Below are 19,387 nucleotides of genomic sequence, written 5' to 3' on the forward strand. Positions count from 1 at the left end.
TTTTTAACAAAATTTAAAAATTTGGCGTAGAATTTGCGATCATACACCTGCTAAAACTGTAAATGAGAAAATAAGTTTTCTAAAATTGACCTCTAGAAATCAAACAAAAGTTTAGTAATTATTTATTTTTTTGTATTTTTGCAGTCAGATTTTTATTGAAAATAACAAGTAATGAGTAATGTTTACGATAATATTCTTGGCCTGATAGGACATACTCCTATGGTGAAGCTAAATACCGTCACAAAAGATATTCCAGCAACCGTTTATGCCAAGTTAGAATCATATAATCCTGGACATTCCACCAAAGATAGAATTGCACTACATATTATAGAAAATGCAGAGCAGAGAGGTTTATTAAAAGAAGATTCTGTAGTTGTAGAAACTACTTCCGGAAATACCGGATTTTCTATTGCAATGGTATGTATCATCAAAGGATATAAATGTATTCTCGCAGTAAGCGACAAAACGAAACCTGAAAAGATTGCTTATCTAAAAGCATTAGGAGCAACTGTATATATATGTCCGGCTAATGTAGCAGCGGATGATCCGAGATCATACTATGAAGTAGCTAAGAGAATCGCTCAGGAAACCCCTAATTCTATTTATATCAATCAGTACTTTAATGAACTGAATATTGATGCCCACTATCAGACTACGGGTCCTGAAATTTGGGAACAGACAGAAGGTAAGGTCACTCACCTTTTTGCATGTACAGGAACAGGTGGTACCCTGTCAGGTTCCGCTAAATTTTTGAAAGAGAAGAATCCGGATATTAAAATTATTGGGGTGGATGCAGATGGATCTATATTAAAAAGCTATCATGAGACGGGAGAAATCCATAAGGAAGATGTTCATCCTTATCAAATTGAAGGTATGGGAAAAAATTTAATTCCTTCTGCCCTTCTTTTTGATAAAGTAGATGAGTTTGTAAGAGTAAATGATGAAATGGCTGCATACAGAACCCGCGAAATTGCTTTAAAAGAGGCCATCATGGGAGGTTATACTACCGGAGCCGTAACGCAGGGGTTAATACAATATGCCCAATCTCACGAACTAACGAAGGATGATATCATTGTCTTGATTTATCCTGATCACGGTTCAAGATATATTACAAAGGTGTACAGTGATAAATGGATGGCTGAGCAGGGATTTGTTAATAATTGTGTTCACAATTACGATGAAGTCTTCAAGACAGAGTTTATCAAATAATAATATATAATCACAATATAAATCAAGCCTTTTGCGTGTTCTACAACAAAGGCTTTTTTACTTAAAAATCACGATATAATGTTGGATATTTTTGAAAGAATAAAAGAAAATCCAGGACCTCTTGGACAATTTGCAGATTATGGTGAAGGCTATTTTATTTTCCCAAGATTGGAGGGCCCCATTGGTCCGAGAATGCAATTTCAGGGTAGAGAAGTAATTTTCTGGAGTGCCAATGACTATTTAGGTCTTTGTAACCATCCTGAAGTGAAGGAAGCGGATGCCAATGCAGCTGCAGAATATGGAATGTTTTACCCTATGGGAGCAAGGGCGATGTCCGGAGAGACAGAACAGCACCTTCAATTGGAAAGAGAATTGGCAGATTTTGTACAAAAAGAATCAGCATATTTATTAAACTTCGGTTACCAGGGAATGGTATCTACCATTGATGCTTTGGTAAGCAGAAATGATGTCATTGTTTATGATATGGATTCTCATGCGTGCATCGTGGATGGAGTAAGACTTCATTCAGGTAAAAGATTTACCTACAGACATAACGATATAGAGAGCCTTGAAAAAAACCTTCAAAGAGCTACCAAAGTTGCTGAAGAAACCGGAGGTGGTATTTTAGTAATTACTGAAGGAGTTTTCGGGATGAGAGGGCAGCAAGGAAAAATCAAAGAGATTTGTGATCTTAAATCAAAATATAAGTTCAGACTTTTAGTAGATGATGCCCACGGATTCGGAACGCTTGGTAAAACAGGTGCAGGAGTAGGCGAAGAGCAGGACTGTAATGATCAGATCGATGTATACTTCTCTACGTTCGCAAAATCAATGGCAGGTTTCGGAGCATTCCTTGCGGGTGATAAAGAAATCATCAGATATCTGAAATTTAACTTAAGGTCTCAAATTTTCGCTAAATCTCTTACCATGCCAATGGTAATCGGAGGCTTAAAAAGATTGGAACTATTGAGATCAAGACCCGAGATCAAAGCAAAACTTTGGGAGAATGTTGAAAAATTGCAGAGTGGTCTTAAAGAAAGAGGGTTTAATATCGGTGATACCAATACGTGTGTAACTCCGGTTATGATGCAGGGAACCCCGGTAGAAGCAACTCTATTGGTTAAAGATTTAAGAGAAAATTACGGTATTTTTACATCTGTTGTTGTATATCCTGTAATTCCAAAAGGAATGATTCTTTTAAGATTAATTCCTACAGCATCTCATACGGATGCAGAGATTAATGAAACTCTCGCAGCATTTGAAGCTATTCATGATAAATTAGTAAGTGGTTACTATAAAGAGCAGGAACAGCTCTTACTGCAGGAACAGGGATTAAGTTTTAAACCGATTTAATCATAAACACACAAAAACCACTGATTGATTCAGTGGTTTTTTATTTAAAAACTATAAAAGCTATACAAACGAAATGAAACTCAGAGGATATATGTTGGGAACGCTGTCTGCTGTTTCCTATGGATTGATTCCTATTTTTATTCTGCCCATCAAGCAGGCACATTTTTCAGTAGATGTAACCTTATTTTACAGGTTCTTCTTTTCTGCTTTACTGGTAGGTGGATATCTCCTCTATTCTAAAGAGAGTTTCAAAATCAATAAGAAAGAATTGTTGATATTAGCTGTTCTGGGAATCTGCTATGCTTTGTCTTCGGAGTTTTTATTTTTAGGCTACGACTTTCTCACCCCAGGTATCGCTTCTACTGTTTTATTTATTTATCCTGTTATTGTAGCTTTGATTATGTTCTTTTTCTATAAGGAAAAGCTCAACAGGCTGTCTATAGTATCATTGCTGTTTGCTTTTGCAGGCGTTATTGTTTTATGTTTAAAAGGAAACGGACTGGACATCAACTTTACAGGATTGGGAATTGTCATGCTGAGTTCTCTTTTTTATGCATTATATATGGTTATTGTCAATAAATCAGATCTCAAGGTTTCCGGATTTAAGCTGTCTTTTTATTCCATGCTTATCACATCTCTGTTTTTTATGACAAAGACAGGTTTGGAGGGAGGATCTTTAACGATACCTTCCCTATCTCTATTTTTTAATTTTCTCATTTTTGCTTTTCTGACTACCGTTATTTCCAGCTTATGCCTGGTATACGCCATTAAATACATAGGATCCACTCCCACGGCAATACTTGGCGCTTTGGAACCTGTAGTTGCCGTAATGGTAAGTGTACTGATATTTCATGAAAAGTTCACAACCAATCTGTTCATCGGTATTACGCTGATTCTTTTAGCAGTTACCCTTAATGTGATTGCCGGCAACAGGAAGTCGAAAATTAATCAATGCACGGCCTAAAGTGGCTTGCTGATAATTACTTATGTCATTACAAAAATTTTTATATTATATTTACTCAACAATTGATGGGTAATAACTATGCAAATTATTCAAAAGATCATTTTTTCTTTTATTACTAGAATATTCTTATGTTTAGTTTTATTGTTTTCGGAGCCGGTATCATTGCAGTTTAGTTTTCTATGTGTGATCATTTTCTGTATTCCCTGGATCAGGTTTTTTATGAATGACACAGATAGGAAAAATATCGATCAGTCAATTTATTATAAACTTCTATTTCTTACCACACCTGTTTTATATATTTTTATAGCCTGGAAAATCTTTGAACTGTATCATTTCAGTTTAATGACCCAGCTAGTTTTATTCTCTTTACCGGTAATAGCAGGGCTTTATATAAAATCGAAAAATAAAGATATGTCAAAGAACTCTCAAAGTATCTTACAGACTATGAGTTTCTATTCTATCCTCTTTTTCTTAGCACTTAATGTATCCTTTGACTTTTCCAAACCATTATCGAAAGGATACTTAATTACTGATAAAGCCATTTCTACAGAAGAAAAAACAGATTCGGATGGTTATTCTGAAATTACAAACTATCAGTTTATGACGATTCCGAAAGAAAAAATGAATCCAACAACTGATCATCATAATCCCACCAAAACATTCCTCACTATTCAAAATAAGAAATATGAAATTCTTACCAGAAAATCTAAAATTGTAAAATATAAAAATGATTATGAATATTTGCGTTCCTACTATCTAAAAGAATATACAAAACCTGATGTAATCAATGTAAGACGTAAAACTTATAATCAATTTGGAAAAGGAGATTATCTCGATATTGAAACATATCCCGGATTATTTGGTATAGGATGGACCTATTATCATTGGCAACATAATCATTACTATCAATAAGGCTTTTGAAAACACTTTTATAATTTTTCGTCAAATAATCAGTAAAAATCTTTGCTCTTTTAGATTTAAAACTTATAACTTTGCAAAAATTTTCTGTTGAAAGATCTGCTTCTTATCACCCCACCTTTTACCCAACTCAATACTCCTTATCCCGCAACAGCTTATATCAAAGGATTTTTGAACACCAAAAATATTTCCAGCTATCAGCTTGATCTGGGTATTGATGTTATTTTAGAATTGTTCTCTAGAGACGGGCTTCAAAAGGTTTTTGAGAAAAATATTGATCTTCAGATTTCTACTGAAAATACACAAAGAATATTTGCTTTAAGAGAAGAGTATTTAAAAACCATTGACCAGGTAATTTCTTTTTTACAGGGTAAAAATCCAACATTAGCCAGACAGATCTGCAGCATGAATTTTCTGCCTGAAGCTTCCCGTTTCAACCAACTGGATGATATGGATTTTGCTTTCGGAAACATGGGTTTACAGGATAAAGCCAAACATTTGGCCACCTTATACCTGGAAGATATTTCAGACTATATCATTGAAAATAATGATCCTGATTTCGGATTCAGCAGATATGCAGAACGCCTTGGGAAAAGTGCCAATTCTTTTGACGAGCTGTATTCAAAATTAGCCGGTCCACAAACATTTATTGATGATTTTACATTGAAAATTCTCCAGGATGAAATAGAAAATATACAGCCTAAACTGGTTTGTTTTTCAATCCCTTTTCCCGGAAATTTGTACTCGGCTTTTAAGTGTGCTCAGTTTATTAAAAAGAACTTTCCTCACATTAAAATAGCTATGGGAGGAGGTTTTCCCAATACAGAATTAAGAGAGGTTAAAGATCAGAGAGTTTTTGAATTCTTTGATTTTATCACCTTGGATGACGGTGAACTTCCTATTGAATTACTTTGTCAAAATGTATTGCATCCTGTAGAAGAATTTGAATATAAAAGAACTTTTTTAATTGAAAATCAGGAAGTTGCCTATAAAAACAATTCCAAAAGACACGATTATAAGCAGGCTGAAATTGGTACTCCGGACTATACAGATTTAAAATTAGACCAGTATATTTCCGTTATTGAAATTGCCAATCCCATGCACAGCTTATGGAGTGACGGCAGATGGAACAAACTGACCATGGCTCATGGATGTTATTGGGGTAAATGTACCTTCTGTGATATTTCCTTAGATTATATTAAAATCTATGAACCTATCTCTGCCAAAATTTTGGTAGACAGAATGGAAGAACTCATCAAAACAACCGGTGAAACAGGTTTTCATTTTGTAGATGAAGCAGCACCTCCAGCTTTGATGAGAGAAGTTGCACTGGAAATTCTCAGAAGAAATCTTGTCGTAACATGGTGGACCAATATCCGTTTTGAAAAAAGCTTTACCAGTGATTTATGCTATCTTTTAAAATTATCTGGATGCGTTGCCGTTTCAGGAGGTCTTGAGGTAGCCAGTGATCGGTTATTAAAATTAATTGATAAAGGAGTTTCTGTGGAGCAGGTGGCCAAAGTAACGAAAAATTTTACTGAAGCTGGAATTATGGTTCATGCCTATCTGATGTATGGCTACCCTACTCAAACTGTTCAGGAAACAATAGACTCGCTGGAAATGATTCGTCAAATGTTTGAAATGGGAATTCTTCAAAGTGGATTCTGGCATCAGTTTGCCATGACTGCCCATTCACCTGTAGGAATCAATCCCGAAGATTTCGGAGTTATTCCGGTAAAACAGGAAATTCTATTCGCAAATAATGACATCGACTTTAAAGATAAAACAGGAATCGATCATAATAAATTCAGCTTTGGATTAAAAAAATCCCTCTTCAATTATATGCATGGAATTAATTTTGAAATTCCTCTTCAGGAATGGTTCGATTTTAAAATTCCAAGAACAACCATTCATCCTGACCATATTCATGACTGTCTTTTAGAAGATAATTCATTCTCTTTTAAAGGAAACTCAAAAATCGTGTTTTTAACCAAAAATGTAATCGCTGAGAATCGCGTAAAAACAAAAAAGAAATATTCTGGTACGTACACATTAATTACTTTCCACTTAAAAACCAATATTGTGAAGATCGAGATGGAGCAAGAGAAAGCTGATTGGTTACTGAATGTATTGCAGGAGAACTCTATAGAAAGTTCGAAAAAGATTACAGCTCAACAACTTAAGAATCAGTTTGAAGAAAATTTTGAGGATTTTGAGCTTTTCTGGTTCTCAAAACCAATGCAGCAATTAAAAGAAAACGGGGTCATTTTGAGTTTATAAAATTTCAGTTTTTTCTCAGGGATTTTGAAAATTCCATAGATTTTTCAATTTAAGGTATAAAAATGATTTTTTTTTAAAGGTGAAAACGGTACGGAAAAGTCTGCACCATTCTTTTATGCATTTATAGAATACTTCTCTATATTAGGTTTTGGCTAAAGCCAATTAATTTTTGAAATTATTGATGAACGAATGGGCTAAAGCCCATTTCTATTGAATACAACTTTTGTAGATTTTGCCGATTTTTTTATTATATGATAAAAACATTTAGTTTGTCATTCCGGAGGAATCCAGATTGTATTTTTATATTAACAACGTTGAGATTCCTGCGGAATGACAAAGACTGTGGTAGATTTTGGATGAAGTTTAATTTATTGAAGACATATGCTTGCAGGCTTTGCTGATCAACCAAAGTTTTTTTATTATACGATAAAAGCGCTCAGTTTGTCATTCAGGAGGAATCCAGATTGTATTTCTATATTAATAACGTTGAGATTCCTGCGGAATGACAAAGACTGTGGTAGATTTTGGATGAAGTTTAATTTTTATTGAAGCTAATACGCTCACGGATTGCAAACCAAGCAAATCCTTTTTATTATACGATAAAAGCGCTCAGTTTGTCATTCCGGAGGAATCCAGATTGTATTTTTATATTAACAACGTTGAGATTCCTGCGGAATGACAAAGGTTGTGGTAGATTTTGGATGAAGTTTAATTTTTATTGAAGACAATACGCGCGCAGGCTTTGCGGATCAAGCAAATCCTTTATACGATAAAAGCGCTCAGTTTGTCATTCCGGAGGAATCCAGATTGTATTTTTATATTAACAACATTGAGATTCCTGCGGAATGACAAAGACTGTGGTAGATTTTGGATGAAGTTTAATTTTTATTGAAGACAATACGCGCGCAGGCTTTGCGGATCAAGCAAATCCTTATACGATAAAAGCGCTCAGTTTGTCATTCCGGAGGAATCCAGATTGTATTTCTATATTAACAACGTTGAGATTCCTGCGGAATGACAAAGGTTGTGGTAGATTTTGGATGAAGTTTAATTTTTATTGAAGACATATGCTCGCAGAGCTTTGCTGATCAACCAAAGCTTTTTTATTATATAAAAGCGCTCAGTTTGTCATTCCGGAGGAATCCAGATTGTATTTCTATATTAACAACGTTGAGATTCCTGCGGAATGACAAAGACTGTGGTAGATTTTGGATGAAGTTTAATTTTTATTGAAGACAATACGCGCAGGCTTTGCGGATCAAGCAAATCCTTTATACGATAAAAGCGCTCAGTTTGTCATTCCGGAGGAATCCAGATTGTATTTTTATATTAACAACGTTGAGATTCCTGCGGAATGACAATGATTGTGGTAGATTTTGGATGAAGTTTAATTTTTATTGAAGACAATACGCGCGCAGGCTTTGCGGATCAATCAAATCCTTTATACGATAAAAGCGCTCAGTTTGTCATTCCGGAGGAATCCAGATTGTATTTCTATATTAACAACGTTGAGATTCCTGCGGAATGACAAAGACTGTGGTAGATTTTGGATGAAGTTTAATTTTTATTGAAGGTAATACGCTCACGGATTTTGCAAACCAAGCCTATCTTACGATAAGAACCTTTTCCATTGAAAGTTTTTAATTAGCTGTATCTTTTACAACAGGGCCAACGGATACTTTTTCCTGAGTTTTAATAAAATTGGGATCCATAATAGCCATGCGTTCTGCAAGTGCCTTATAAGTTGGAAATTTTAAGATAGAAGCTCTGCCCGACATTTCCTTATAAATTGTAAAAGACTTACCGCCAGCACTTTTCAATTGTTTTGTGGTTGTAATATACCGTCCGATATATTTACTTTTGGCATCATAAATCTCAATATCTATAAAAGTTTTATCCATTATCGTATCGTCTGAACCAAAACTTACAGGTAAATTGGTAAAATATCCCACCGGAACACCATTGCTTAGGATTTCGCCTACTTTATTGACCTCAATATTCAGTTTATCAATCTTTTTCCTGATGGTATAAGCTTCTTTTGTTTTACTGTCCAGCTTTCTTTTAGGCATGTTCGAAAACAGTTCATCAAGATTTTTTACATTGATTCCTTTATTATCAATTATTTTAAGCCCCTTCACAGAGGTGTAGACGGCAGATTTTTCTTCCCCGGAAAATGCCGACGGTGAAATATAATCCAGTTCTATTACTTTATCCCTGTTATACACCCTATTAATTTCTATGTAGCTGTCTCTCACCGAGTCAACGATACTTTTATCAATAAATTTTATCGTATATAGCGGTGTTTCCTTTAAATCCATAAAGGTATAATTATTGGATTTATTGGAGAGTTTTGCTACCGGAATTCCGTCTAAGTTAATAATTCCTCTTTTGGTTTTAATATTCTGGGCATTGAGGAAAACTCCCAGAAGCGTAAAGAATATAATGATACTTTTCTTCATAGAACCAGCCTTTTACATAAAATAAAAAAAGTGTAACACAAAGTTACACTTTCTTGAAAATATATTTAGCTTTTCATTTAATTATTCACAAAGGATAATTCCTTTATTATGATTAAATTCTACAACACCGCTTTTGATAGAATAAGAAAAAACAGAGTCTTTCTCATTTTCTTTAGTAAAGTTTTTAGCAAAAGCTTCATCAATTGAATTAGCAAAAAGCTTCACTTTACCACCGATTAAAGAAGAAACAATTCCTGCGTGGTTTTGCATGATGTGAAATTCACCATTTTTTCCAGGCAACAATACTGAGTTTACTTCTCCTTCAAAAACTACGTATTCTGGTGTTAAAATTTTTATATTCATTTAATTTAGATTAAAAGATTAAAAGATTGAAGATTAAAAGATTTTTGACAAACATTATATGTCTCTCATCTCATGTCTAAAAATCTTATGTCTAATTATTAAGCGTTTTCAGCTAACATTTTTTGTCCTGCTTCGATAGCTTCTTCGATGGTTCCTTTCAAGTTGAAAGCAGCTTCTGGTAAGTGATCTAATTCACCATCCATAATCATGTTGAAACCTTTGATTGTATCTTTGATATCTACCAATGATCCAGGAATACCTGTAAACTGTTCTGCTACGTGGAAAGGCTGAGATAAGAATCTCTGAACTTTTCTTGCACGGTAAACTACAGATTTATCTTCTTCAGAAAGTTCTTCCATACCAAGGATAGCAATGATATCCTGAAGCGCTTTGTATCTTTGAAGAATTTCTTTTACTCTTTGAGCACAGTCATAATGTTCGTGACCAATAACTTCCGGAGAAAGGATTCTTGAAGTAGAAGCTAGAGGATCTACCGCCGGGTAAATACCTAATGAAGCAATCTTTCTGTCAAGTACCGTTGTTGCATCCAAGTGAGCAAACGTAGTTGCAGGAGCCGGGTCAGTTAAGTCATCCGCAGGTACGTATACCGCCTGTACTGAAGTAATTGAACCATTTTTAGTGGAAGTAATTCTTTCCTGCATCGCTCCCATTTCAGAAGCAAGAGTTGGTTGGTAACCTACCGCTGATGGCATACGACCAAGAAGTGCAGATACCTCAGAACCAGCTTGTGTAAAACGGAAGATGTTATCTACGAAGAAAAGTACATCTCTACCTTGTCCGCTTTCTCCACCATCTCTATAATACTCAGCCAATGTAAGACCAGAAAGTGCTACTCTAGCTCTTGCACCTGGTGGCTCGTTCATTTGTCCGAAAACGAATGCCGCTTTAGATTCTTTCATAGCTTCTAAGTCTACTTTAGAAAGATCCCAACCTCCATTTTCCATAGAGTGCATGAAATCATCACCATACTTGATAATTCCTGATTCCAGCATCTCTCTTAAAAGGTCATTTCCTTCTCTCGTTCTTTCACCTACTCCGGCAAAAACTGAAAGACCTCCGTGTCCTTTTGCAATATTGTTAATCAACTCCTGGATCAATACTGTTTTACCTACACCGGCACCACCGAACAAACCAATTTTACCTCCTTTTGCGTAAGGCTCCACTAAGTCGATTACTTTAATACCTGTAAATAAAACTTCTGCAGAAGTTGAAAGTTGATCAAATTTTGGAGCTTCTCTGTGAATTGGAAGTCCTCCCTCTTTAGAAATATTCTGAAGTCCGTCGATAGCATCACCAACAACGTTGAATAGTCTTCCGTTTACAGCCTCTCCGATTGGCATAGTAATAGGATTTCCGTATCCAATTACTTCTTGCCCTCTCTTAAGACCATCAGTAGCGTCCATTGCGATACATCTTACTGTATCTTCGCCAATATGTTGTTCTACCTCTAAAACTACTTTTTCACCGTTTTCTTTTGTAATTTCTAACGCGTCATAGATGCTAGGAACAGATTCCACATCTGTGAAGACAACGTCGATTACCGGACCAATAATTTGAGAAATTTTACCTTTAATTTGGTTTGCCATTGCTAAATTTTTTCTTGGTGCAAATATAGTGATTCTTCATAAACCCACAATTGGTAAAAAAAAGATTTTTATCATGCTTTTTCAGTAATGTAGGAAGATAATATTTTCCCAATGCAACAATATTTATCATTGAAATAATTGATACACTGTTATATTGATACATTGGCACATTATTTCTATATTTGCAGTCAAAATTTTTTCCGTTTTGAAAGTTTTCAAAAATTTTACAGATTATTCTTCTCAAAAGCCTTTAGCATTGTCTTTAGGTATGTTTGACGGGGTACATCTTGGGCATAAAAGCATTATTGATGAGTTGATAACAATAGGTACAGAAAACAATCTGGAGACAGCAATTCTTACTTTTTGGCCACATCCCAGGTTTATTTTTAACCCCAATGAAGATTTAAAACTTCTGAATACTTTGGAAGAAAAGAAGCAGCTTATTGAAAAATATGGTATTGCCCATTTATTTCTGAAAGAATTTGATGAAGAGTTCAGAAACCTAACAGGTGAAGAGTTTGTGCGTCAGATTTTAATTGATAAGCTCAATGTAAAGTACCTGATTATAGGATATGACCATTCTTTCGGGAAAAATAAAAGCGGAAATTTTGAATTGCTTCAAAAACTATCTAAAGAACTGGATTTTGAGGTTGAGCAAATGGAAGCGATCAATATTCACGAAAATAATATCAGTTCAACGAAAGTACGTAATGCTCTTTTAACCGGAAATATTAAAGAAGCCAATGAAATGCTGGGATACTCCTACTCTGTTTCCGGAACTGTAGTTCATGGGAAAAAGATCGGAAGAACCATTGGTTATCCAACAGCCAATATCGATACAGAATCAATTAAGCTATTACCTAAAAAAGGAGCTTATATTGTTGAAGTTGAAGTAAAAGGAAATCAATATAAAGGGATGTTGAGCATTGGAACCAATCCTACAGTAAACGGAGACAAACTAACCGTTGAAGTATACATTCTCAATTTTGATGATGATATTTATGATGAGAAAATTACCGTCAGATTCAGAGATTTCCTTCATGATGAGATCAAGTTTGAAGGACTGGAAAAACTGATTGAAAGACTGGATGAGGATAAAAGATTAACAGAAGAATTTAATTTTTAAATAAAAACTGTTTCATACATAATGTGTGAAACAGCTCGTCAATAGATTTTATTTTAGTATTTTTAAATAGACCTTTTGTAGTTCACCATTCAATTTTACATTAGGGAATTCTTTATCATGGTCTATATAGATGTCTCTTTTTTCACCTGCTTTACCGTTTCCGTCAGAATCCCATTCTATTGAGACATAATATTTCATACTTCCTGCAGCTTTGGGATCAATGCGGCTTGCAGCATCTTTAGGTACGGGCAGATCAATCGTAAAAGGAACTGATGTTTGCTCATATTCTTTTTCTGTAATTAATGTAGCCGGAGCATCAGCTAACAGCGGATCATGACCATATAAACTCACCTTCAATTTTGGGTTTTTAATAGTAAAATTATCCGTACCTGTAAATTCTAGTTTTAAATTTTCCTGATTATCAGATGGATTTGATTCTTCAGATTTTGCCTCAGTATTCTCAGAAAGAGGTTTTTTATCACTCTTATTACAACTGAATAGTGTAACGGATAATACTCCTGCAGTCATTAGTAATGTAAGATTTTTTCTCATTTAAATTTATTTTGTGAATTATTTTTAACTATAGGAAACAGGCAACAAAACGCATGCCTTAAAAGCGCATAAAACACCCTATTTTTCATCTCATAAAGACTCATTAATTACATTCTGAGCCTTCTTTGTTAAAGATTTAAATACCAGTTCATAAGACTGATCGATCAGTTTCAGTATAAGATCTCTCTTTAATCCATCTACTAAAACAGAATTCCAGTGAGTTTTATTCATATGATAAGCCCCTGTAATCTGAGGATATTGCTCACGAAGCTCTGCACTCCATTCAGGATCTGTTTTTACATTAATGGACAACGGCTGTCTTTCGAGGCCCATCAGCAGAAACATTTTAGTATCTACTTTTAGCACAAGGGTTTCGTTATCAAATGGAAAGCTTTCCGTAACAGCTTTTTTAGCAAGGCAATAATCTAAAATTTCGTTGGCATTCATGGGAGTTATAAGTATTGGATGTCGATGTCTAGCAAAGATCTTTTAATCTTTTAATCTTTTAATCTTTTAATCTTTTAATCTTTTAATCTTTTAATCTTTAATTCAAATTTAGTAAATTTAAGAAAGAAAATATCACTACATCAAACCCCATTGTTATGAAAGCTTTAGTAATCGGTGCTACAGGCGCTACAGGAAAGGATTTAGTCAATCAGTTACTTAATGATAAAGATTTTGAGGAAGTAGATATTTTTGTAAGAAAACCTGTTGATATTCAGAATGAGCGGCTAAAAGTTCATGTTGTTAACTTTGAAAAGCCTGAAGAGTGGCAGGATATGGTAAAAGGTGATGTAGCATTTTCCTGTCTGGGAACTACTTTAAAAGATGCCGGAAGCAAGGAAGCGCAGAAGAAAGTTGATTTTGATTATCAGTATAATTTTGCAAAAATAGCTAAAGCAAATGAAGTGGAAGATTATATTCTGGTTTCTGCTTATGGTGCCAGTCCAACATCTAAAATTTTCTATTCCAAAATGAAAGGTGAGCTTGAAGAAGCTGTAAAACAACTGCATTTCAATAAAATAACTATTTTTAAACCCGGTATGCTTGAAAGAAAAGATTCTGAAAGAACGGGAGAAGTTTTAGGAAGCCGTATTATCAAGTTCGCGAATAAACTTGGATTATTGGAAAGCCAGAAGCCCTTACCTACAAATATTTTAGCAAAAGCAATGATTAATTCTTCCAAAATAAAAAGCAACGGCTACTCCAGCATAAAGCTTGGGAATATTTTCTGCTTTGCAGAAAAGGTGGTAGAAAGTTAGCGGTTGATAACTGAGAGGTAAGGTTTATTTTAAAACATCCATTAAAAAAATTTGCCATACACCATCACAAGTTTGCAGGATCTGTTAGCTTATTATTAATAAATAAAAAAGTGGATCCCAACATCCACTTTTTTCAATATACAATTTATTTTTTTTTATTTCAGATACTTTGTAATAGCATCATCCGTAGGTTTTGTAGTACTTACAAAAGTGTCTATCAACTTTCCATTTTCATCAACTAAGAATTTTGTAAAGTTCCAAAGAATGCTTGTATTTTTCACTCCGTTTAATTCTTTCTCTGTTAAATATTTAAAGATAGGCGCTGTATCATCTCCTTTTACGGAAACTTTTGCTGCCAATGGGAAAGTTACTCCATAATTTTTCTGACAGAAAGCTCCTATTTCCGTATTAGTACCCGGCTCCTGACCTCCAAAATTATTGGCAGGAAAACCTACTATTACCAATTTATCTTTGTACTGCTCATATACTTTTTCCAGATCTGCATACTGTGGAGTAAAGCCACATTCTGAGGCTGTATTGACAATAAGGATTTTCTTGCCTTTAAAATCTGCAAAGTTGATTTCTTTGCCATCAAGGCTTTCTACTTTGAAGTCATATATTGTTTTTCCCATAAGTTCTTTGGTTTTAGCTTGAGACAGTTCGCTTTTTTGATTCGTGCAGCTTTGCAGAAATGCTATAAAAGAAAGCATTAGTAAAAAAATATTTTTCATTTTTTATAGATTTTTTTGCAGCTAAACTGCGTTAATTTAAAACTTAAAAATATTGGCAGGAAAGACTTTGTTGATATCAATTTTATTAAGTAACATCACATAATCTCCGTCTTTTTTAGAACTTGAAGATTCTATTCTGAATGGCATTGTAAGGTTTCCTACTTTTTTATAATCGGAATATACCATTGTTTCATCTTTCTTTACTTCTTTTAAAAGCATATAAGTTTTTGCATCAAAATAGTACATATTCTTATTGACATTCTTTGTAAGCTCAACTTTATGACAGTAGATCTCTCCTACTTTTTCTTTCCCCAGGTATTTAGCATCGAAACCTTTGCTTTCCCAATCAATGAAATCATTATCAAAACTTTCAGAAACATATTCAGGATATTCCTGAAGTTTATTGGTAGCATAGTTCATTGCATAACCTTTATTTCCGTCAAACCCTTCAATGGCAGTATCTTTTCCATTAATGGTAATCACTGTTTTGGTAAGGTTTGGGCGTTGTTGATAAATTTTTATCGCATATTCATCTTTAATTCCCAAAACTACTTTTCCCTGAAGCAACACTGAGTTTAAAAGTTTCCAATTGGTTAATCCTCCGGACAATTCAATGTTTTTATCTATAATTTCTTTTGCGGTCTGTGCAAAAGAAAAATGCGAGAATATCAGGGCAAATACAAAAAGTAATTTCTTCATTAATTTTATTTATAAATTCAAATATAAGGGGATTTGGCCGAAAAAACAAGAAGCCTAATAAAGCAGAGAAAGTGAATCAGCTCAGTGGTAATTCACTAACCTACCGGTTTTGTTTATTCATTTTCAAATGGCTCGATTCTCAAATTTTAAATTAATTTTCTCGCTTTTTCCAGATCTTCAGGAGTATCAATGCCTACTCCAATGAAGTTGGTTTCTATCATCTTGATCTTCATTCCGTATTCAAGATAACGGATACATTCAATTTTTTCTGATATTTCAAGAGGCTTCATCTCCAGTTTTGAAAACTGCAGCAACGCTTCTTTCCGAAATGCATACACTCCGATATGTTTAAAATAATCTACGTGATAAGAAATTTCTCTGTGAAAAGGAATTACAGAGCGGCTGAAATACAAAGCAAAACCCTTATTATCAGTAATTACTTTTACATTATTGGGATTTTCAATTTCCTCTTTTTCAAGTAATTTTATTTTTAAGGATGCTAATGAGATTTCATGTTGATTATCATTTTTAAAGACCTCGATCAATTGCTGTAAAGGTTCCAGTTTTAGGAAAGGTTCATCACCCTGGACATTGATTACAATATCGCAATCAATAGTCTGTACTGCTTCTGCAATACGGTCACTCCCTGTCTCATGTGGCCCTGTCATCACAGCTTTTCCTCCATTTGTTACAATTTCATCAAGGATAGTTTCAGAATCCGTAGCAACAAATACCTCATCAAACAGACCTGTCTCCACAACATTCTGATAGGTTGTTGTAATAACGGTTTTCTCTCCTAAATTCTGCATTAATTTTCCCGGAAAGCGGCTTGCTTCATATCGGGCAGGAATGACAGCGATTATTTTCATTAAGTAAACAATTAGTATTATTAAGAAGTTAATATCTCCTGTCTCAAGGAGGATGAATACTAGTTTATATTCTGATCAAAAATAATAAAAAACTTTCTTATGACACTATTTTTATTCAATAACTCAGCTTTATTGAATCAAAAAGAAACTTTCACTCCTACCATATTATATTCCCATTGGCGGGATGCAAGAAAATCGAGTTTATATCTGGTCTGTTTAGCATGAGGGTCTGAAACAGTGAACCTGCTTCTTGAAATCGTTTTTCCTATGAAATACCCCATCAATAAGGCTAAAGGATAGTCTGAAGCCCAGTGAACCTTACTCTGCATCATTTGAAAACATAATGCTCCTGCTAATGTATAACCTACAGGCTTTATCCATTTTGCATCGGGATAATTGTCCGCAATAACCGTTAACCCGGCCATAAATGTCGTTAAATGCCCGGATGGCATTGCATCATAGCTTGAAGTATTTTTTCCAAATGCTGAAAAGCTTGGAAATGGATTCCAGGCACCTCCTTTATTGCCATTTGCTTCTGCTATAAATGGGCTTTCTCTTCCGGTAACTCTTTTGATTGTTTGGGTAAACACTCCTGAGAGGATTAAACTTTCCATTAACCCGCTTGCCGTAGCCTGAGCCCGATAATCATTTTTGATTACACCATAGACTCCAAAACCAATCCCGGCTAATACTACCGTAGACCCATTTCCTATCAGGTATAAGGTAGATCCAATATCTTTAGGAATTTTAAAAACACCCCCTACTTTGCTGTAGGTATTATCTTCACTCATCCCCCATTTCCCGGCAATTTCTCTCGAATTATCCGTTAATTTCTGATCCACAGGTATCAGAATCAGGGTTGCTGCAAGTGCTCCCCCTAAATAATAGGCATGATCTTTTGCGACAAAGTCTTTATTGGTATTGATAAAGTTTCGGGGTAATTTGGTTACAAAATCCAGCAGTTTAGGCTTTGGATAGGTTCTGACAGAACCGTCTTTTAAAGTATACGTTTGAACTTTTAGCTGTTCTTCAGGTAATTCCTGAATTTTTAAAGTATCAACCTCTTGTGAGCACACCCATATTGACGCTGGTAATAGCAGAAATCTTAGTTTTTTCATCCTTGTTTTTTTCAGGCCTATTTTATTCTTATAAAGCCCCTCAAAGGTAATTCCAAGTTCATTCCATTCAACATGTTTATTCAATTTTTAATATTTATTTAATTTTTTTGCATAAAAATAATAATCGTTATTAGTTCATGTATTGAATCAAAAAAATAATTCCATACATCCAGAAGACATACGGAATTATTTTTTTGAGTTATGAGTTATGAGTTGCGAGTTATGAATGTGGAGTTATAAATTATTACTTTTTGTTGTCAATATAATGCTTCGTATTATTTTTAAAATTTCTGAAGCCTGATTTCTTAAATCTTCAAATTCATTTTTAGAAATATATTCTGTAGCAAATAAAAGTTCCAACCAATATATTGTTTCATCACATTCCTTTTGAGAAATGGAGAGTTTGTGAACAAAATCTCTTTTACTCTGACCATTCAAGGCCTCTCTGACATTTGCTCCGACAGAAGTTCCTGAGCGTAATATTTGTTTAGAAAGAACAAATTCTTTTTTATCCGCAACAAGCTTTTTATAAACTGTAATAATATTTACAGCCAGATCAAAGCTCTTTTTCCCAACAATACTTTCACTCATAACTCATAACTCATAACTTAAAAACTTATTTTAAAGCATTCAAAGCAGCCTCCAGTTTCGGAAGCATCACTTTAATTTCATCAATGGCAAGTCCTCCTACAGAAGCACGGAACCAAGGTTCAGATTTTTCTTCTCCGAAGGCTGAGAATGGCACCAAAGCAACTCCAGCATCATTGATTAAGTAGAATACAAGGTCAGAAGAGTTTTCAATAACTCCTCCATCCGGTTTTGTTTTTCCGATATAGTCTAATTTAATGGTAAGATAAAGTGCTCCCATCGGCTCAATACTGTCTACAGCCAGCCCTTTTCCTTTTAAATCCTGGATTCCTCCATGAAGAACTTTTAAGCTGTTTTCAAGCTTCCCTTTGAAATCTTCCACAAAAACATTTACATTTTCCGGGTTTTCATAGAATTTAGCGGTCGCTTCCTGTTCTGGTTTTGGTGCCCAGGCTCCCACGTGCGTAAGAAGCGCTTTCATTTTATCAATAATATGAGCTGGTCCGAATCCCCATCCCACACGTACTCCTGTTGCAGCCAGACATTTGGAGATACCATCAATATAGATTGTATATTCTTTCAATTCCGGGAAAAGAGAAACCGGATCTACGTGCTCAGCTCCAAAAGTAAGGTTAGAATAAATTTGGTCATACATCAGGTATAACGGTTTTTCATCGGCTCCTCTCTTTTTGTTTTCAGCAATCACCAATTCACAGATTTCTGAAAGCTGCTCTTTTGTAAACATCGTTCCTGTAGGGTTTAATGGCGAGCAAAGTGCCAGTAAAACGGCTCCATCCAAATGAGGTTTTAAATCCTCTGCAGTAGGCAGGAAATTGGTCTCAGGTTTTGTTTTTACTTCCACAGCATTGGCTGAAGTAAGGTATGCGTAATGGTTGTTGTTCCATGATGGAGTTGGATATACAATTTTATCACCTTCATCTACAATGGTTTTGTAAACAGCATAGATCAAAGGTCTTGAACCTGCTGTGATCAAAATATCATTGGGTGCATAATCCAGATTCCATCTTGTTTTTAAATCTTTGGATACTTCTTTTCTTAAAGATAAAAGTCCGTTTGCAGGTGGATAATTTGTCAGATTATTCTGATAGGCTTTCTGAATTTCTTCCTTCAGCAATGCTGGAATAGGATAGATATTAGAATTCAGGTCACCAATAGTAAGATTGGCAATTTCTGCTCCCTTTGCTTTTAGATCATTTACTTCGTTACCAATTTTTACAATTTCAGAACCGATCAGGTTCGCTGCTAATTTTGAAACTTTCACTTTATAT

Annotated in this window: 18 protein-coding genes; 7 read left to right on the forward strand and 11 right to left on the reverse strand. The window is 34.6% G+C overall.

The annotated features are described in order from the left end of the window. The first annotated feature begins 171 nt into the window (after positions 1-171). The 5 genes from MP477_RS01675 (at position 172) to MP477_RS01695 (ending at position 6,724) form a co-directional block, all read left to right on the forward strand. Positions 172-1,209: a PLP-dependent cysteine synthase family protein gene (locus MP477_RS01675; protein WP_257188908.1), complete on the forward strand. Its 1,038-nt coding sequence runs from the start codon at positions 172-174 to the stop codon at positions 1,207-1,209. Between the two features lie 81 nt (positions 1,210-1,290). Beyond that, the gene (locus MP477_RS01680; RefSeq protein WP_257189048.1) at positions 1,291-2,562 is read left to right on the forward strand and encodes a pyridoxal phosphate-dependent aminotransferase family protein; all 1,272 of its coding nucleotides are present in this window, start codon (positions 1,291-1,293) and stop codon (positions 2,560-2,562) included. Positions 2,563-2,635: 73 nt separating this feature from the next. Beyond that, positions 2,636-3,526: a DMT family transporter gene (locus MP477_RS01685; RefSeq protein WP_257188909.1), complete on the forward strand. Its 891-nt coding sequence runs from the start codon at positions 2,636-2,638 to the stop codon at positions 3,524-3,526. 219 nt (positions 3,527-3,745) lie between these two features. Then, on the forward strand, positions 3,746-4,438 hold the full coding sequence (locus tag MP477_RS01690; RefSeq protein ID WP_257188910.1) for a hypothetical protein: 693 nt from the start codon (positions 3,746-3,748) through the stop codon (positions 4,436-4,438). 96 nt (positions 4,439-4,534) lie between these two features. Beyond that, on the forward strand, positions 4,535-6,724 hold the full coding sequence (locus tag MP477_RS01695) for a radical SAM protein (protein WP_257188911.1): 2,190 nt from the start codon (positions 4,535-4,537) through the stop codon (positions 6,722-6,724). Positions 6,725-8,364: 1,640 nt separating this feature from the next. Here the strand turns inward: MP477_RS01695 and MP477_RS01700 are convergent. The 3 genes from MP477_RS01700 to atpD all read right to left on the reverse strand — a co-directional run bounded on the left by MP477_RS01700 (position 8,365) and on the right by atpD (position 11,153). After that, on the reverse strand, positions 8,365-9,183 hold the full coding sequence (locus tag MP477_RS01700) for a hypothetical protein (RefSeq protein ID WP_230035471.1): 819 nt from the start codon (positions 9,181-9,183) through the stop codon (positions 8,365-8,367). An 81-nt stretch (positions 9,184-9,264) separates the two neighbouring features. Then, positions 9,265-9,546 carry a F0F1 ATP synthase subunit epsilon gene (locus MP477_RS01705; protein WP_230035469.1) on the reverse strand — a complete coding sequence of 94 codons (282 nt, stop codon included), beginning with the start codon at positions 9,544-9,546 and terminating at the stop codon, positions 9,265-9,267. A gap of 98 nt (positions 9,547-9,644) precedes the next feature. After that, positions 9,645-11,153: a F0F1 ATP synthase subunit beta gene (gene atpD / locus MP477_RS01710; protein WP_230035467.1), complete on the reverse strand. Its 1,509-nt coding sequence runs from the start codon at positions 11,151-11,153 to the stop codon at positions 9,645-9,647. A gap of 205 nt (positions 11,154-11,358) precedes the next feature. On the opposite strand from atpD, the gene MP477_RS01715 reads away from it, so the two are divergent. Beyond that, positions 11,359-12,279, forward strand: a complete 921-nt coding sequence (locus MP477_RS01715; protein WP_257188912.1) for a bifunctional riboflavin kinase/FAD synthetase — start codon at positions 11,359-11,361, stop codon at positions 12,277-12,279. A 48-nt stretch (positions 12,280-12,327) separates the two neighbouring features. Here the strand turns inward: MP477_RS01715 and MP477_RS01720 are convergent, their stop codons facing one another. Then, positions 12,328-12,831 carry a YbaY family lipoprotein gene (locus MP477_RS01720; protein WP_230035463.1) on the reverse strand — a complete coding sequence of 168 codons (504 nt, stop codon included), beginning with the start codon at positions 12,829-12,831 and terminating at the stop codon, positions 12,328-12,330. Positions 12,832-12,921: 90 nt separating this feature from the next. After that, a complete protein-coding gene (locus tag MP477_RS01725) occupies positions 12,922-13,278 on the reverse strand; it encodes an MmcQ/YjbR family DNA-binding protein (protein ID WP_230035461.1) in 357 nt (118 codons plus the stop codon). Positions 13,279-13,433: 155 nt separating this feature from the next. Between MP477_RS01725 and MP477_RS01730 the strand changes: the two genes are divergently transcribed. Continuing rightward, positions 13,434-14,093 (forward strand): NAD(P)H-binding protein, encoded by a 660-nt coding sequence (locus MP477_RS01730; protein ID WP_230035459.1) that lies wholly within the window; start codon positions 13,434-13,436, stop codon positions 14,091-14,093. Positions 14,094-14,248: 155 nt separating this feature from the next. Here MP477_RS01730 and MP477_RS01735 read toward each other — a convergent pair whose 3' ends face one another. From MP477_RS01735 to MP477_RS01760, 6 genes are all read right to left on the reverse strand, one after another. Beyond that, positions 14,249-14,824, reverse strand: a complete 576-nt coding sequence (locus tag MP477_RS01735) for a glutathione peroxidase (RefSeq protein WP_230035457.1) — start codon at positions 14,822-14,824, stop codon at positions 14,249-14,251. Positions 14,825-14,860: 36 nt separating this feature from the next. Beyond that, a complete protein-coding gene (locus MP477_RS01740; protein ID WP_257188913.1) occupies positions 14,861-15,523 on the reverse strand; it encodes a histidine kinase in 663 nt (220 codons plus the stop codon). A 146-nt stretch (positions 15,524-15,669) separates the two neighbouring features. Further along, positions 15,670-16,392 carry a 3-deoxy-manno-octulosonate cytidylyltransferase gene (kdsB, locus tag MP477_RS01745; RefSeq protein WP_257188914.1) on the reverse strand — a complete coding sequence of 241 codons (723 nt, stop codon included), beginning with the start codon at positions 16,390-16,392 and terminating at the stop codon, positions 15,670-15,672. 137 nt (positions 16,393-16,529) lie between these two features. Beyond that, on the reverse strand, positions 16,530-17,594 hold the full coding sequence (locus tag MP477_RS01750) for a phosphatase PAP2 family protein (RefSeq protein ID WP_257188915.1): 1,065 nt from the start codon (positions 17,592-17,594) through the stop codon (positions 16,530-16,532). 150 nt (positions 17,595-17,744) lie between these two features. Continuing rightward, the gene (locus tag MP477_RS01755; RefSeq protein ID WP_257188916.1) at positions 17,745-18,101 is read right to left on the reverse strand and encodes a four helix bundle protein; all 357 of its coding nucleotides are present in this window, start codon (positions 18,099-18,101) and stop codon (positions 17,745-17,747) included. Positions 18,102-18,126: 25 nt separating this feature from the next. Beyond that, positions 18,127-19,380 carry an aminotransferase class I/II-fold pyridoxal phosphate-dependent enzyme gene (locus MP477_RS01760; protein ID WP_257188917.1) on the reverse strand — a complete coding sequence of 418 codons (1,254 nt, stop codon included), beginning with the start codon at positions 19,378-19,380 and terminating at the stop codon, positions 18,127-18,129. Positions 19,381-19,387: the final 7 nt, after the last annotated feature.

Origin of the sequence: Chryseobacterium sp. WG23 (genome assembly GCF_024586575.1) — a bacterium.
In the GTDB taxonomy this organism is placed as follows: domain Bacteria; phylum Bacteroidota; class Bacteroidia; order Flavobacteriales; family Weeksellaceae; genus Chryseobacterium.

Coding starts and splice junctions, on each gene's coding strand:
- MP477_RS01675 (WP_257188908.1), top strand. CDS start 172: ATGAGTAATGTTTACGATAATATTCTTGGCCTGATAGGACATACTCCT.
- MP477_RS01685 (WP_257188909.1), top strand. CDS start 2,636: ATGAAACTCAGAGGATATATGTTGGGAACGCTGTCTGCTGTTTCCTAT.
- MP477_RS01690 (WP_257188910.1), top strand. CDS start 3,746: ATGAATGACACAGATAGGAAAAATATCGATCAGTCAATTTATTATAAA.
- MP477_RS01700 (WP_230035471.1), bottom strand. CDS start 9,183: ATGAAGAAAAGTATCATTATATTCTTTACGCTTCTGGGAGTTTTCCTC.
- MP477_RS01705 (WP_230035469.1), bottom strand. CDS start 9,546: ATGAATATAAAAATTTTAACACCAGAATACGTAGTTTTTGAAGGAGAA.
- atpD (WP_230035467.1), bottom strand. CDS start 11,153: ATGGCAAACCAAATTAAAGGTAAAATTTCTCAAATTATTGGTCCGGTA.
- MP477_RS01720 (WP_230035463.1), bottom strand. CDS start 12,831: ATGAGAAAAAATCTTACATTACTAATGACTGCAGGAGTATTATCCGTT.
- MP477_RS01725 (WP_230035461.1), bottom strand. CDS start 13,278: ATGAATGCCAACGAAATTTTAGATTATTGCCTTGCTAAAAAAGCTGTT.
- MP477_RS01730 (WP_230035459.1), top strand. CDS start 13,434: ATGAAAGCTTTAGTAATCGGTGCTACAGGCGCTACAGGAAAGGATTTA.
- MP477_RS01735 (WP_230035457.1), bottom strand. CDS start 14,824: ATGAAAAATATTTTTTTACTAATGCTTTCTTTTATAGCATTTCTGCAA.
- MP477_RS01740 (WP_257188913.1), bottom strand. CDS start 15,523: ATGAAGAAATTACTTTTTGTATTTGCCCTGATATTCTCGCATTTTTCT.
- kdsB (WP_257188914.1), bottom strand. CDS start 16,392: ATGAAAATAATCGCTGTCATTCCTGCCCGATATGAAGCAAGCCGCTTT.
- MP477_RS01755 (WP_257188916.1), bottom strand. CDS start 18,101: ATGAGTGAAAGTATTGTTGGGAAAAAGAGCTTTGATCTGGCTGTAAAT.